We start from the raw sequence: 13311 nt of genomic DNA, 5'->3' as shown, positions 1-13311 counted from the left end.
GTCAGTCCTGGAGCGCCCGCCCTGGCGTCCGCCCCGCGAAGGCCCGGTCAGTCCTGGATCCGCCGCCAGGGCCGGTCCGCCTCCAGTTCGAAGGCCAGCTCCAGCAGCAGCCGCTCCTGCCCGTGCGCGGCCGAGAGGTGCACACCGATCGGCAGGCCGCTCGGCGCGGCGCCGGTGGGCAGGGCGATGCCGGGGCCGCCGGTCACGTTGTTGACCGGGGTGAAGGCCACGTAGCGCTGGAGGCGCTCGATCAGCTCGTCGAAGGCCACGTTCGGGCTGAGGTGGCCGATCGGCGGGGCGGCGTGCGCGAGGACCGGCGAGAGGATCACGTCGTGGGTGCGGAAGAGGCCCGCGTACGCGGCTTCGGCGCCGCGCAGTCGGCGCAGCACGGCCGGGGTGTGCAGGAACTCCCGCTGGTAGAGCCTGCGCAGCCCGGTGGTCAGGCCGTCGAGCCGGTTGATCCGGAAGCTGCGGTCCAGCATCAGCCGGCCGCTGACCGCGATGGCGAAGGCGATGTAGCCCCAGTAGAGGACGAAGTCGCGGGAGAACTCCTCGCCGAACGGCAGGGTGGTCTCCTCGACGTGGTGGCCCAGTGCCTCCAGCCGGGCGGCGGTCTGCTCGACGGCGGTGCGGGTGGGTCCGTCGGTGGTGGCGAGCGGCGAGTCCACGACCAGTCCGATCCGCAGCCGGCGCTGCCCCGGGCCTTCGACCAGGCCGAGCGGGGGCAGCGCGGGGTTGCGGTGGTGGCGCTCGGCGGCGGCGTAGAAGGCGGCGGTGTCGCGGACGGAGCGGGTGAGCACGCCGTCGGTGACGAGGTCGATCGGCAGCTTGCCGCCCTGGGCGTTGGTGACCAGGCGGCCCCGGGTGGGCTTGAGTCCGACCAGTCCGCAGCAGGCGGCCGGGATCCGGATCGATCCGCCGCCGTCGTTGGCGTGCGCGATCGGCACCACTCCGGCGGCGACCAGCGCGGCCGAGCCGCCGGAGGAGGCGCCGGCCGAGTGCGAGGGCTTCCACGGGTTGCGCACCGGCTGGGCGGTGGCGAACTCGGTGGAGGCGTTGAGGCCGAACTCGGGCAGCCGGGTCTTGCCGAGGACGGCCAGGCCGGTGGCGAGGAACTGGTCGGTGAAGCGGGAGTTGCGCCGGGCCGGGCGGGCCTGGAAGGCCTCGCTGCCCATGCCGGTCGGCAGGCCGCGCAGGTCGACGTTGTCCTTGAGGAAGGTGGGGACGCCGTACAGCGGGCCGTCGGTGCCGTCCGGGCCGAGCCGGGGCCGGTCGTAGGACGGGTGGGCGACGGGGGTGAGCGTCCGGTCGACCCGGGCGGCGCGGGCGGCGGCGGCCGCGGCCAGTTCAACGGGGGCCACCTCGCCGGCGCGGACGAGGGCGGCCAGGGCCACGGCGTCGTGCGCGCCGAGGGCGTCGTCGGTGAACCCGTGGGCCCGCTCGTCGGTCATCCGAACTCCCCAATCCCTACTGACCGGTAGTCGCGCAAGAGTTCGCAGTGTAGGCGCGGGGCCGCGCCGAGGGATACCCCACCCCCGGCACCCGCCGCCGAACCCCGACGGCGCACGGGCGTTCGGCATGCGCCCCCGTGTTCACCCCACCCGCCGGTCGGAGATCGTTTCGCCGACGGCCCCGGGGAAAGGCCGGATCACGAACCGATCCGGTCCACCCCCCACCCCAAGGTGACGCCCGTGCCCACCCAGTACACCTCGGCCACCGCCCCCGGCGCCCTCCCCCTGCTCGGCCACGCCCCCGCCTTCGTCCGCCGGCCACTGGAGTTCGTCGCCGGCCTGCCCGCCCACGGCGACCTCGTCCGGCTGCGGCTCGGCCCGCTGGACGCGTACGTCGCCTGCCACCCCGAGCTGGTCCGCCAACTGCTCACCGAGGACCGCACCTACGACAAGGGCGGGCTCGTCCTCGACAAGGCCCGCGAGGTCTTCGGTGACGGCCTGGCCACCTGCCCGGCCGCGGCGCACCGGCGCCAACGCCGCATGCTGCAACCCGCGTTCCACCGCGACCGACTGCCCGGCTACGCCGCGATGATGGCCGAGGAGATCGCCGGCACCACCGCCTCCTGGAGCGACGGCGACGTGGTCGACGTCCCCGCCGCGATGTACCGCCTCACCACCGCGGTGACCGCCCGCTGCCTGTTCGCCGCCCACGAGCGGGCCGGCGCGCTGCCCGTCCACGACAGCATGGACGTCATCACCCGCGGCGTCGGCCGGCGCGTCATGATGCCGCTGCCCGGCGCCGACCGCATCCCCACCCCGGGCAACCGCCGCTTCCGCCGCGCCCGGCAGGACCTGAAGGAGGTCACCCGGCGGCTGATCGCCGACTACCGCGCCGCCGGCACCGACCACGACGACCTGCTGTCCATGCTGCTCAGCGCCCGCGACGAGGACGGGCGGGGGCTCACCGACGCCGAGATCCACGACCAGGTGGTCACCTTCCTGCTCGCCGGCATGGAGACCACCGCCGCCACCCTCTCCTGGGCCTGGACCCTGCTCGCCGCCCACCCGGCCATCCGCGACCGCCTGCACGCCGAGCTGGACACCGTGCTCGACGGCCGCCCCGCCCGCCACGAGGACCTGCCCGCCCTGCCGCTCACCGCCCGGGTGGTCACCGAGACGCTGCGGCTCTACCCGCCGGTGTGGATCCTCAGCCGCGTCGTCGCCGCCGACGCCGAACTCGGCGGCCACCGCGTCCCGGCCGGCGCGACCATCCTGTTCAGCCCGTACCTGCTGCACCGCCGCGCCGACGTCTTCGCCTGCCCCGCCCGCTTCGACCCCGACCGCTGGCTCACCAACACCCGCCCCTCCCCCGGCACCTACGCCCCCTTCGGCCTCGGCCCCCGCCGCTGCATCGGCGACGTGTTCGGCACCACCGAGGCCGCCCTCGCCATCGCCACCATCGCGGCCCGCTGGACCGTCACCCCCACCCCCGGCCGCCCGGTCCGCCCGACCCGCAGCTCCTCGCTGTCCCCCCGCCCCTTCACGGCCACCCTCGCCCGCCGGCCGTGGTGACCGGGGCTCCCGCCCCGCGCGGGCGGCGGACGGGAGCCTTTCCTGACGATGCGTCACATGGTGCGCGGCGGGCGGGGGACGCCCTGCCAGCGGTAGAGCATGGAGTCCCACGTGTAGGTGTAGGCGAAGGTGACGTCGAAGCTGGTGGTCCGCTCCAGGTGCGGCTGGCCGGGGGTCTCCGGGTCGAGCCAGGTGGTCGCGCCGTAGACGGACGCCCGCGGGTACACGCAGATCGTCCAGCGGAACCAGCCCGAGGAGAGCTGGACGTCCTGGGACGGCACGTTGCCGCCCGGCGTGCCGAAGCTCCAGGCGTACGTGCCGGCGTCCAGGAACAGCCGCCGCTCGACGCATTGCTGCGCCGGCGTCACCGGGGCCGGCAGCGGCACCAACTGCCCGTAGCCCTGGAGGAATTCACGTTCGGTCGCGGCGGATGCCGTACCGGCCGTCGGCCCGGCCACCAGGGCGAGCAGGACGGCCGTCAGGGCCGGGATCCAGGAGAGTCTGCGCAGCATGCGTTCCTCCGGCCGGACGGCGGTCCGGCGAGCGTGGACGGAAGTGGTCTACGCCAATTTTGCCGGGCCGGGTGCGGCCGTTCCCATCCCAGACCTCTGGGGTGGCCGCCGGGTCAGTCTTCGCTGCGCCGGTCGGCCGCCAGGGTGGTGAGCAGCCGCTCGATGGCCTCCAGCCGTCGGTGCAGGTCCTCGACGTCGCCGCGGGTGGCGCTCTGCTCGGCGGGCTTGAGGCTGATCACCAGCTGGCCGTCGGGCTCCAGCCGCCCGACCGCGACGTCGCGGATGGTGTCGCCGTTCTGGACGCGGACGGCGTGCTCGATCTCGGACGCGCGCAGCGCCAGCCCGCGCAGCGCGCCCGGGACGAGCTTGCCGTCGCGCACCACGGTGGTCGGGGTGCCCTCCAACAGCCGGGCGGCACGCGGGTCGTGGGCCAGCCAGCGGGTGACGGCGGCGTTCACCGCGATCAGGGTGACCGCGCCGATGGCGCCGCCGAGCAGGCTGTTGTCATTGCCGATGATCGCGTTCTGCACCACGTTGGACAGCAGGAAGATGACCACCATGTCGAAGGTGTTCAGGCCCGCCAGCCCGCGCTTTCCCGCGATCCGGAACAGGATCAGGATCAGGGCGTAGACCGCGATCGTGCGGAGGATCTTCTCCACGATCGGAATCTGGACGATCACCAGGTCGTGCCACATGGCCCCGCTCCTTCAACCCCTCGGCCGGACGGGGCGGGCAGCGCCCGGGCCCGACGGTACGCGCCCCGCCGGGCCCCGGCCAGCACCCGGACGAACCCGGGCTTCCGACTAGGAGCGGCGCTTCGGCTTGCCGCGCTTGGCGGCGGCCGCACCCCGGCCGCCCGCCGCGGGCTTCGGCCGGCCCTTCTGCTGGCCGCCCTTGTGCTGACCCGCCTTCTGCTGGCCGGACTTCTGCGGCTGGGACTTGCGCGGCGCCGCGGCCTTCTGGGGCTCGGCCGCCGGCTGGGCGCCGCGCCCGCGCGAGCTGTTGACCGTGCGGCCCCGGACGATGCCGATGAACTCCTCGACCAGGTCCGTCGTGCGCTCCTCCAGCCAGGCGAGCGCCACCTGGGACTGCGGCGCCTCGGCGACCGGCCGGAAGGTGAGGTCCTTGCGGTGGTGCAGCCGGGCCAGCGACTGCGGCACCAGCAGCACGCCGACGTTGGCCGCGACCAGCTCGACGGCGTCGGCGGTGCTCGCCGGGCGCTCGATCGCCGGGCGGCCGGGCAGCCCGCCCGGCCAGCCGAGGGTGTCGTCGAGCGGGTGGAACACCACCTCCTCCGCGAGGTCGCCGAGCGCGACCTCCTCGGCGGCCGCGAGCCAGTGGTCCTTGGGGAAGACCACGACGGTGGTCTCGGCGTAGAGCGGGATCGCGCTGAGCACGTCCCGGTCGACGGGCAGCCGGACGAGCCCGGCGTCCGCGGTGCCCTCGCGCAGGGTCGCCTCGCCGTCCCCGGCCGGGACGGCGAGGAGGTCGAGCGGCACGTCCGGGAGCCGCTCGGACCACACCCGGACCCATTTGCCGGGGGTCACGCCCGGGACGTACGCGAGCCGGAAGGACGGGTTCACCTGCATGTCTGTCACAGGGCAAGGCTACCGACCGTGACCGGGAGCGCCCGCGCACTCCCTTACCCTTGTCACCATGACATCGCTCAAGCAGAAGACCAGCCAGACCATGAAGCCGGCCACCGCCGCCAAGAAGCTGGGGATCTACCTCGACGCGGCGCCGACCGGCTTCCAGGAGGGTGCGGTCTCCCGCGAGGAGCTCAACGCGCTTCAGGCCGACCCGCCGCAGTGGCTCCAGGAGCTGCGCCAGAACGGCCCGCACCCTCGCCCGGTGGTCGCCGCCAAGCTCGGCGTCTCCATCGCCGGCCTGGCCCGCGGCGGCGTGACCGAGGCGCTCACCACCGAGCAGATCGAGGCCGTCAAGGCCGAGAACCCGCTCTGGCTGCAGCACGAGCGCGCCAACCAGGTGGACGTCCGCAAGGAGGCCGCCCGGATCAAGGAGAAGCAGGAGAAGGACGCCGCGGCGCTTGCCGCCAAGGCCACCAAGGCCGCCAAGGCCGGCTGACCCGCGCGCTCCGGCCGCCGGCCGGGCCCGATTGTCAGACCCCTGCGCAAGGCTGGTGCCGACGTCCGTTCCACGGGCGTCGGCACAGTCGTCGGCGGACATGCGGACAGGGAGCTTGCGGATGGCACAGACAGCAGGGGCAACAGGGGCGGCGGGAGTGCTGGACGGTCGGATCGCCCTGGTCGCGGGGGCGACCCGAGGAGCCGGGCGGGGCATCGCGGTGGAGCTGGGCGCCGCCGGGGCGACGGTGTACGTGACCGGGCGCAGCACCCGCGAGAAGCGCTCGGAGTACGACCGGCCGGAGACCATCGAGGACACCGCGGACCTGGTCACCGCGGCCGGCGGCCGGGGCATCGCGGTGCCGACCGACCACCTGGTCCCGTCCCAGGTGGCCGCCCTGGTGCAGCGGATCGACGCCGAGCAGGGCCGGCTGGACGTCCTGGTGAACGACATCTGGGGCGGCGAGAACCTGTTCGGCTGGAACGTCCCGGTCTGGGAGCACGACCTGGACGACGGCCTGCGGCTGCTCCGCCTCGCGGTGGAGACGCACGCCGTCACCAGCCACCACGCCCTCCCGCTGCTGCTGCGCCGCCCGGGCGGCCTGGTCGTCGAGATGACCGACGGCACCGCCGAGTACAACCGCGACACCTACCGCAACTCGTTCTTCTACGACCTCGCCAAGGCCTCCGTGCTGCGGATGGCCTTCGCTCTCGGCCACGAGCTGGGTCCGCGCGGCGCCACCGCCCTGGCGCTCACGCCCGGCTGGATGCGCTCGGAGATCATGCTGGGCCACTTCGGCGTCACCGAGGAGAACTGGCGCGACGCCGTGGCCCGGGAGCCGCACTTCGGCATCTCCGAGAGCCCGTACTTCGTCGGCCGGGCGGTCGCCGCCCTCGCCGCCGACCCCGAGGTCTCCCGCTGGAACGGCGGGTCGGTGTCCAGCGGGCAGCTGGCCCTGGAGTACGGCTTCACCGACCGCGACGGCAGCCGGCCGGACTGCTGGCGCTACCTGGTCGAGGTGCAGGACGCGGGCAAGCCGGCCGCGCCGGAGGGCTACCGCTGACGGGGCGTCGGCGGCGGCGCCACCGGGCGCCGGGGAGAACCCCTTTCTCCGCGCCGCGTATTGACCGCGCCGCCGCCGACTCCGAATAATCGGCGCCACCGGGGCGCCCAGGCAACCCTCGTCACTCTGACCACACCGGACCGGGGAGCGCGCATGACCGACCAACCGCACCACGACCGACCCGCCGCGCTCACCGCCCCCACCGCACTCGCCGCCCTGGCCGAGGAGTACTTCGCCGCCGAGAACGCCCACGCCCCGTTCGACGCGACGCTGAGCGGGGTCGAGGGCTACGCCCACGAGGTGCCCGACCCGTCCCGCGCGGCCGCGCTGCGCCACCGGGACGCGCTGGCGGGCTTCGGGGCGCGACTGGCCGCGATCCCGGTGGACGCGCTGGCCGGCGAGGACCTGGTCACCCACCGCGTGCTCGGGCGGCTGATCGACAACGGCACCGGCCGGATCACCCACGGGCTGGGCGACTTCAGCATCTCGGCGACCATCACCGCACCGCAGAACGAGGCCTTCACCTCGCTCGCCATGACCTCCGTCGACCAGGAGGGCGCCGACGCGTACCTGGAGCGGCTGGCCGGCCTGCCGGGCTACTTCGACGCCGCCCTGCAGCTCCACCTGGACGCCGCGGCCGAGGGCCGCACGCCACTGCGCAGCGGCGTCGACGCCGCCCTCGACCAGCTCGACGCGTACCTGGTCACCGGCCCGGACGACGACCAGCTGCTGCGCGCGCTGCACGGCCGCCCGGAGTTCGACCGGGGCCAGGTGATCGTCCGCGACGGCGTGCGCCCGGCCGTGGCCCGCTACCGGGCCTGCCTGGCCCAGCGGCTGGCCGCGGACGCCCGGCCGGACGACCGGGCCGGGGTCTGTCACGTGCCCGGCGGCACCGAGGGCTACGCCGACGCCGTCACGCGCTACACCCGGCCCGGGCTCACCCCGGAGGAGGTCCACCGGATCGGCCTGGACACCCTGGCGCAGCTGCGCGCGGAGTTCGCCGAGCTGGGCGGCAAGGTGCTCGGCATCACCGGCCCCGACGCCGTGCTGGCCGCGCTGCGGGAGGACCGCGCGCTGCGCTTCGACAGCGCCGAGGAGATCATCACCCTGGTCGACGAGGCGCTGGAGCGCGCCCGCCGCGCCTCGGCCGACTACTTCCGGGCCTACCCGATCGCCGACTGCGTGACCCGGGAGATCGACCCGATCGAGGCGGAGACCGGGCCACTGGCCTACTACCAGCCGCCGGGCCCGGGCGGCCTGCCCGGCACCCACTGGATCAACACGCTGCGCCCGCAGACCAGGTTCAGGTACGAGTACGAGGCGATCGCCTTCCACGAGAGCGTGCCCGGGCACCACCTGCAGATCGCCGTCGCCCAGACGCTGCACCACCTGCCGGAGTTCCGGCGCCGGCCGAGCGGCCAGCTGACCGCCCACGTCGAGGGCTGGGGCCTGTACACCGAGCGGCTCGCGGACGAGATGGGGCTGTACAGCTCGGACCTCTCCCGCTTCGGCATGCTGTCGCTCGACGCGCTGCGGGCCGTGCGCCTGGTCGTGGACACCGGACTGCACCACTACGGCTGGTCCCGGGAGCGGGCGATCGCCTTCATGCGGGACAACACGGCCACCACCGAGGCCAACGTCCGCAACGAGATCGACCGCTACCTCGCCTGGCCGGGCCAGGCGACCGCGTACCTGATCGGCCGCCGGGAGATCGTCCGGCACCGCGAGCGCGCGCAGGCGTCGCTGGGCGCCCGGTTCGACATCCGGGAGTTCCACCACCAGCTGATCGGGCACGGCAGCCTGCCGCTGGGAGTGCTGGACACGCTGGTCACGGACTGGATCGCGACGCAGTAGGGCCCGTCGACGCAGTGGGGCCCACCGCTGCGGGGCCGGGTTCAGCCCCGCAGCGGCACCGCGGTCAGAAGCCGACCACCCGGAGGGACGAGCCGTCGCCCTTGGGCCCGACCAGGTACACCTCGGCCACCTCGTAGCCGGTCAGGGTCACCGCACCGGCGAACTTCCGCTGGACGGCGTCGTAGCCGAGAACCCCGCCGCCTCGGCTGCCCAGGCGCACGGCCCAGGGACCGTACTGGTCAACGATTCCGCACGCCCTGAGCGGTCCTCCCGCGCCCGGACGTGCCGTCACCCCTTCGGCCCCTCCAGGCGGTAGTGTCCGCTGGCGCGGCAACCGGCAGGTCCGTCGGCCCGCCCCGCGCCCCACCGCCCCGATCTGGAGGAACCCGTGCCGGCTCCCGCCCGCGCCGCCCTGGCCATAGCCGTGGCCGCCCTGCTCGCCGCAGCCTCAGGCTGCTCGTCCGGCGGCGGCCACACTGCCCGGCCGGCCGGACACGGCCCGGCCTCTTCCGCCACCGACGCCCCGCCCGCAGCCGACGCCGCAGCCGCCGGAGCGCCGCCCGCCCCGGCGGCGATCGTCACCGGCGCCGGCCCGAAGAGCTCCTACGACGTCCAGCCGCAGCCCGCGCCGGGCAGCTGCACGTACCGCTACACCGCGGACAAGCAGCCGCTGCCCGACCCGAAGTGCACCCCGGGCGCGATCAGCCCGGCGGTCAACCAGGGCAACATCAACGACACCATCTGCAAGCCGGGCGGCTACACCTCGACGATCCGCCCGCCGGCGAACATCACCGGCAAGGAGAAGGCCGAGAACGCCAAGTCCTACGGCTACACCGGCCCGATGGGCGACGCCGAGTACGACCACCTGATCAGCCTGCAACTCGGCGGCGACCCCAACGACCCGCGCAACCTGTGGGTGCAGCCGCCCTCCCCCGGCCATGTCCCGGGCAAGGGCCCCAACAACCCCAAGGACTCGGTGGAGACGCACCTGCACACCGCGATCTGCAAGGGCCAGGCCACCCTCGCCGCCGCCCAGCAGGCCATCGCCACCGACTGGACCACAGCCGAGGCCAAGCTCGGCATCAAGTCCGGCGGCTCCCCCACCCCGGCCGCCGACACCGACGGGGACTGACCGCCCCTGGGGCCCGTCTCGGCGACGTCGGCGGGGGTGCCGGCGCGGCCCACCAGGGTGTCCGCGACCTCCCCGGCGTGAACTCCTCACCCCCACCGGCGCCGACCCGTCCGTGCGTCAGTCCGTCTCGGCGACGTAGTAGGCGCGCATCAGCTCGGCCGACCAGGCGGGCTGACGGACCTCTCCGCGCGGGCCGAACTCGGCCAGGTAGGGCTTGATGTCGAGCACCGGCGTGCCGGCCACCGCGTCCAGCCCGGTCACGTGCAGGTCCAGGCCCTCCACCCGGACCAGTCGGCAGCGCGAGACGCCGAGCCGGTTGGGGCGGTTCTTGCCGCGCTGGGCAAAGATGCCGACCAGCGGCCAGTCCGGGTTGCCGCGCGGGCGCCGGGCACCGGTCTCCACCCTGTCGGCCGGCACCCGGTCGAAGTGGTACACGATCTCCAGGTGCGAGAAGTCCGCCAGCCCGTACAGCGCCTCCTCACCGAACTGCGCGCCGTCCACCCGGATCACCGCCCCGACGCTCCCCCAGCCGTCGTCCCGGACTTCCTCCCGACCGCCGACCACCCATGCCACCGGACGCGATGTCACCTCGTCCACGCCGTCCCCCTTCGATGTCGAAGCCTGTTCCCCGTACGTAACCACGCCCCCGCCCGGGTCGTCACCGGGGCTGCCGACGGTGGTGTCCCCACCCGGCCTGAAGACACGCCCTACGCCGGGGTGGCGGGCGGGCGGCGCTTGTGCTCGGTGCGGCGGTAGTGGCCGAGGACGGTGCGGAAGACCTCCTCGCTCACCGGCCGCTCCTCCAGGAAGTCGTCCAGGGCCTCGTAGGGGACGCCGAGGGCGTCCTCGTCTGGGCGGCCGGGGGCGAGGGTCTCCAGGTCGGCGGTGGGAGTCTTGTGGACGAGGTCCGCTGGAGCCCCCAAGGCCTCGGCCAGGGAGCGGACCTGACGCTTCGTCAGTCCATCCAGGGGCATCACGTCGGCGGCGCCGTCACCGTACTTGGTGAAGAAGCCGACGGCCGCCTCGGCGGCGTGGTCGGTGCCGACGACCAGGCCGCCGGTGGCGCCCGCGACGGCGTACTGGGCCACCATCCGCTGGCGGGCCTTGACGTTGCCGCGGACGAAGTCCTCGTGGGAGCGGTCGGCGAAGGTGAGGCCGGCGGACGCCAGCGCGTCGAGGGCGGCGTCGGTCGCGGGCCTGATGTCGACGGTCAGGGTCCGGTCCGGCTGGATGAAGTCGAGTGCGCGGCGGGCGTCCGCCTCGTCCGCCTGGGTGCCGTAGGGCAGCCGCATGGCGCAGAACTCGGCCTGGTGTCCGGCGGCGCGCAGCCGGTCGACGGCGAGCTGGCAGAGCCGCCCGGCGGTGGTGGAGTCGACGCCGCCGCTGATGCCGAGCACCAGCGTGCGGGCGCCGGCCGCCCGGAGCTGGTCGGCGAGGAAGTCGGCCCGGCGCTCGGCCTCCTGCTCGGGGCTCGGGACGGGGGCCACCCGTAGGGTGCGGGCGATCTCCCGCTGGAGGTCGGCGGACAGGGTTTCGGTCATATCGACTCCCGGGTGAAGGTGACACGGTGGGTGCCCGCCCTGGACGCTACCAGCGGGTTCGACGCGTTCGACGAGGTGGTGGCGGTGCTGCGGCGGGCCGGGGCGAGCGCCTACGCGGGGTGCCGCAGGATGTCGAGGACGACGGCGCCGTCGACGGTCTCCTGGGCGACCAGCAGGGCGGCCAGTTCGTCGAGGTGGTGGCGGTGTTCGCGGAGCAGGTCGACGGCGCGGCGTTCGGCGCGGCGCAGCAGGCGGGCCACCGCCTCGTCGACGGCGCGCTGGGTCTGCTCGGAGTACGGGCGGCGGAACAGGTCCTCGGGGCCGTCGCCGAGGTAGTTCGGGGAGCCGCTGGAGTAGCCGACCGGGCCGAGTTCCGGGGAGAGGCCGAATTCGCGGACCATCCGGGTGGCGACGCCGGTGGCGTGGGCGAGGTCGTTGGCGGCGCCGGTGGAGCCCTCGCCGAAGACCACCAGCTCGGCTGCCCGCCCGCCGAGCTGGACGGTGATCAGGTCGATCAGGTAGCCCTCGGTGTACAGGTGGCGTTCCGCTTCGGGGAGTTGTTCGGTCGCGCCGAGGGAGACGCCGGCCGGGAGGATGGTCACCTTGGCGACGGGGTCGGCGTGTTCGCACAGCGCGGCGGTCAGGGCGTGCCCGGACTCGTGGACGGCGACGGCGTGGCGCTCCTCGGGCAGCAGCGCGTTGGAGGAGTCCCGGCGGCCGAGCAGGACGCGGTCGCGGGCGGTGTCGAGGTCGTCGGCGGTGAGGGTGGCGCGGTCGGCGCGGACGGCGTTGATGGCGGCCTCGTTGACCAGGTTGGCGAGGTCGGCGCCGGAGAAGCCGGGTGTGCCGCGGGCGATGCGGTTCAGGTCGGCATCGGGGGCGAGGGTCTTGCCGCGGACGTGGACGGCGAGGATCGCGGCCCGTTCCGCCTGGTTGGGCAGCGGGACGGTGACCTGGCGGTCGAACCGGCCGGGGCGCAGCAGGGCCGGGTCGAGGGCGTCCGGGCGGTTGGTGGCGGCGATGACGACGATGCCGGTGGTCGGGTCGAAGCCGTCCATCTCGGAGAGCAGCTGGTTGAGGGTCTGTTCGCGCTCGTCGTTGCCGCCGAGCCGGGTGCCGCCCGCGCGGCGCCCGCCGACGGCGTCGATCTCGTCGATGAAGATGATGGACGGCGCGCGTTTGCGGGCCTCGTCGAAGAGGTCGCGGACGCGGGAGGCGCCGACGCCGACGAACATCTCGACGAAGCCGGAGCCGGTCACGGAGAGGAAGGGCACCTCGGCCTCTCCGGCGACGGCCCGGGCGAGCAGGGTCTTTCCGGTGCCGGGCGGGCCGACCATGATCACCCCGCGCGGTCCCTTGGCGCCGGCGGCGGCGTAGCGTTCGGGGCTGCGCAGGAAGTCGACCACCTCGCTGACCTCCTGCTTGACGCCCTCGTACCCGGCGACGTCGGCGAAGCGGGTGGCGGGCCGCTCGGCCTCGATGATCTTGGCGCGGGAGCGCCCGATGGCGCTCAGGCCGCCGCCGAGCGAGCGAGCGGCCATCCGGCCGGACCACAGGAACAGCCCGCCGAAGAGCAGCAGCGGCAGGAACAGCAGCAGCGTGGACCAGATCGAGCTGCCGCCGCTGCGGCTGGCGGTGACGTCGACGTGCTGACCGGCCAGCTCGCCGCTGAGCTGGGAGGTGTCCAGGGCGGTCGGGATCTGGCTGGTGAAGTGCGTGCCGTCCTTGAGGGTGCCGGTGACCCCGCCGGTGTCGGTGATGTCCACGGTCTTCACCTGCCCGGCGCCGACCCGGTTGAGGAAGTCGGTGTAGCCGTAGCTGGCGCCGGTCGAGCCGGAGCGCGAGAACAGGATGAGCAGCAGCAGGGTCACCAGGACGGCGACGGGCAGCAGCCAGCGGCGCATCGCGGGCGCGGGCGGCTTGGGCGGCGGAGGGCCGCCGGGGGTGCGGGGCCGCTCGGGGCCCCTGCCCGGGGGCGGCGGGGTCGCGGGGTGGCGGGCGGCGCGCAGCCGGATTCGGGTGATCATCCACGCTCACCGCCTCTCCGCCGCCGGGCCCTCCTCTCCATGGTGGGGGGAGAAGGGCCCGGACGGGAGGTTCA

At 74.4% G+C, this 13311-nt stretch carries 13 protein-coding genes; 5 read left to right on the top strand and 8 right to left on the bottom strand.

Annotation, left to right across the window (positions count from 1 at the left end):
- Window positions 1-47: 47 nt before the first annotated feature.
- Window positions 48-1451 carry an amidase gene (locus tag ACIP37_RS18495; protein ID WP_400807829.1) on the bottom strand — a complete coding sequence of 468 codons (1404 nt, stop codon included), beginning with the start codon at window positions 1449-1451 and terminating at the stop codon, window positions 48-50.
- Between the two features lie 240 nt (window positions 1452-1691).
- Between ACIP37_RS18495 and ACIP37_RS18490 the strand changes: the two genes are divergently transcribed.
- Complete coding sequence (locus ACIP37_RS18490; protein WP_400807826.1) at window positions 1692-3023, top strand: cytochrome P450; 1332 nt, start codon at window positions 1692-1694, stop codon at window positions 3021-3023.
- A gap of 53 nt (window positions 3024-3076) precedes the next feature.
- On the opposite strand, the gene ACIP37_RS18485 is transcribed toward ACIP37_RS18490, so the two are convergent.
- The 3 genes from ACIP37_RS18485 to ACIP37_RS18475 all read right to left on the bottom strand — a co-directional run bounded on the left by ACIP37_RS18485 (window position 3077) and on the right by ACIP37_RS18475 (window position 5133).
- Window positions 3077-3535 (bottom strand): hypothetical protein, encoded by a 459-nt coding sequence (locus ACIP37_RS18485; RefSeq protein WP_363585791.1) that lies wholly within the window; start codon window positions 3533-3535, stop codon window positions 3077-3079.
- A 113-nt stretch (window positions 3536-3648) separates the two neighbouring features.
- Complete coding sequence (locus tag ACIP37_RS18480) at window positions 3649-4230, bottom strand: YetF domain-containing protein (RefSeq protein WP_363585792.1); 582 nt, start codon at window positions 4228-4230, stop codon at window positions 3649-3651.
- A 108-nt stretch (window positions 4231-4338) separates the two neighbouring features.
- A complete protein-coding gene (locus ACIP37_RS18475; protein ID WP_363585793.1) occupies window positions 4339-5133 on the bottom strand; it encodes a LysR family substrate-binding domain-containing protein in 795 nt (264 codons plus the stop codon).
- Window positions 5134-5191: 58 nt separating this feature from the next.
- Here ACIP37_RS18475 and ACIP37_RS18470 point away from each other — a divergent pair, with 58 nt between their 5' ends.
- From ACIP37_RS18470 to ACIP37_RS18460, 3 genes are all read left to right on the top strand, one after another.
- The gene (locus tag ACIP37_RS18470) at window positions 5192-5620 is read left to right on the top strand and encodes a DUF5997 family protein (protein WP_400807821.1); all 429 of its coding nucleotides are present in this window, start codon (window positions 5192-5194) and stop codon (window positions 5618-5620) included.
- A gap of 121 nt (window positions 5621-5741) precedes the next feature.
- A complete protein-coding gene (locus ACIP37_RS18465; protein ID WP_363585795.1) occupies window positions 5742-6683 on the top strand; it encodes an SDR family oxidoreductase in 942 nt (313 codons plus the stop codon).
- A gap of 153 nt (window positions 6684-6836) precedes the next feature.
- Window positions 6837-8537, top strand: a complete 1701-nt coding sequence (locus ACIP37_RS18460) for a DUF885 domain-containing protein (RefSeq protein ID WP_400807819.1) — start codon at window positions 6837-6839, stop codon at window positions 8535-8537.
- A 64-nt stretch (window positions 8538-8601) separates the two neighbouring features.
- Here the strand turns inward: ACIP37_RS18460 and ACIP37_RS18455 are convergent, their stop codons facing one another.
- Window positions 8602-8757, bottom strand: a complete 156-nt coding sequence (locus ACIP37_RS18455) for a hypothetical protein (RefSeq protein WP_363631708.1) — start codon at window positions 8755-8757, stop codon at window positions 8602-8604.
- Between the two features lie 168 nt (window positions 8758-8925).
- Between ACIP37_RS18455 and ACIP37_RS18450 the strand changes: the two genes are divergently transcribed.
- Window positions 8926-9669 carry a hypothetical protein gene (locus ACIP37_RS18450; protein ID WP_400807816.1) on the top strand — a complete coding sequence of 248 codons (744 nt, stop codon included), beginning with the start codon at window positions 8926-8928 and terminating at the stop codon, window positions 9667-9669.
- Between the two features lie 117 nt (window positions 9670-9786).
- Here the strand turns inward: ACIP37_RS18450 and ACIP37_RS18445 are convergent, their stop codons facing one another.
- From ACIP37_RS18445 to ftsH, 3 genes are all read right to left on the bottom strand, one after another.
- A complete protein-coding gene (locus tag ACIP37_RS18445) occupies window positions 9787-10257 on the bottom strand; it encodes an SAM-dependent methyltransferase (RefSeq protein ID WP_400807868.1) in 471 nt (156 codons plus the stop codon).
- 119 nt (window positions 10258-10376) lie between these two features.
- Window positions 10377-11210, bottom strand: a complete 834-nt coding sequence (gene nadE / locus ACIP37_RS18440; RefSeq protein WP_363585799.1) for an ammonia-dependent NAD(+) synthetase — start codon at window positions 11208-11210, stop codon at window positions 10377-10379.
- Window positions 11211-11320: 110 nt separating this feature from the next.
- Window positions 11321-13237: an ATP-dependent zinc metalloprotease FtsH gene (ftsH, locus tag ACIP37_RS18435; RefSeq protein WP_363585800.1), complete on the bottom strand. Its 1917-nt coding sequence runs from the start codon at window positions 13235-13237 to the stop codon at window positions 11321-11323.
- Between the last annotated feature and the right edge of the window lie 74 nt (window positions 13238-13311).

The organism is Kitasatospora sp. NPDC088861, assembly GCF_044750105.1.
In the GTDB taxonomy this organism is placed as follows: domain Bacteria; phylum Actinomycetota; class Actinomycetes; order Streptomycetales; family Streptomycetaceae; genus Kitasatospora.
This window is presented reverse-complemented; position numbering and strand designations above follow the sequence as displayed.

Excerpts from the sequence above, each read along its gene's own strand:
- ACIP37_RS18495 (WP_400807829.1), bottom strand. The coding sequence starts at position 1,451 with ATGACCGACGAGCGGGCCCACGGGTTCACCGACGACGCCCTCGGCGCG.
- ACIP37_RS18485 (WP_363585791.1), bottom strand. The coding sequence starts at position 3,535 with ATGCTGCGCAGACTCTCCTGGATCCCGGCCCTGACGGCCGTCCTGCTC.
- ACIP37_RS18480 (WP_363585792.1), bottom strand. The coding sequence starts at position 4,230 with ATGTGGCACGACCTGGTGATCGTCCAGATTCCGATCGTGGAGAAGATC.
- ACIP37_RS18470 (WP_400807821.1), top strand. The coding sequence starts at position 5,192 with ATGACATCGCTCAAGCAGAAGACCAGCCAGACCATGAAGCCGGCCACC.
- ACIP37_RS18465 (WP_363585795.1), top strand. The coding sequence starts at position 5,742 with ATGGCACAGACAGCAGGGGCAACAGGGGCGGCGGGAGTGCTGGACGGT.
- ACIP37_RS18460 (WP_400807819.1), top strand. The coding sequence starts at position 6,837 with ATGACCGACCAACCGCACCACGACCGACCCGCCGCGCTCACCGCCCCC.
- nadE (WP_363585799.1), bottom strand. The coding sequence starts at position 11,210 with ATGACCGAAACCCTGTCCGCCGACCTCCAGCGGGAGATCGCCCGCACC.
- ftsH (WP_363585800.1), bottom strand. The coding sequence starts at position 13,237 with ATGATCACCCGAATCCGGCTGCGCGCCGCCCGCCACCCCGCGACCCCG.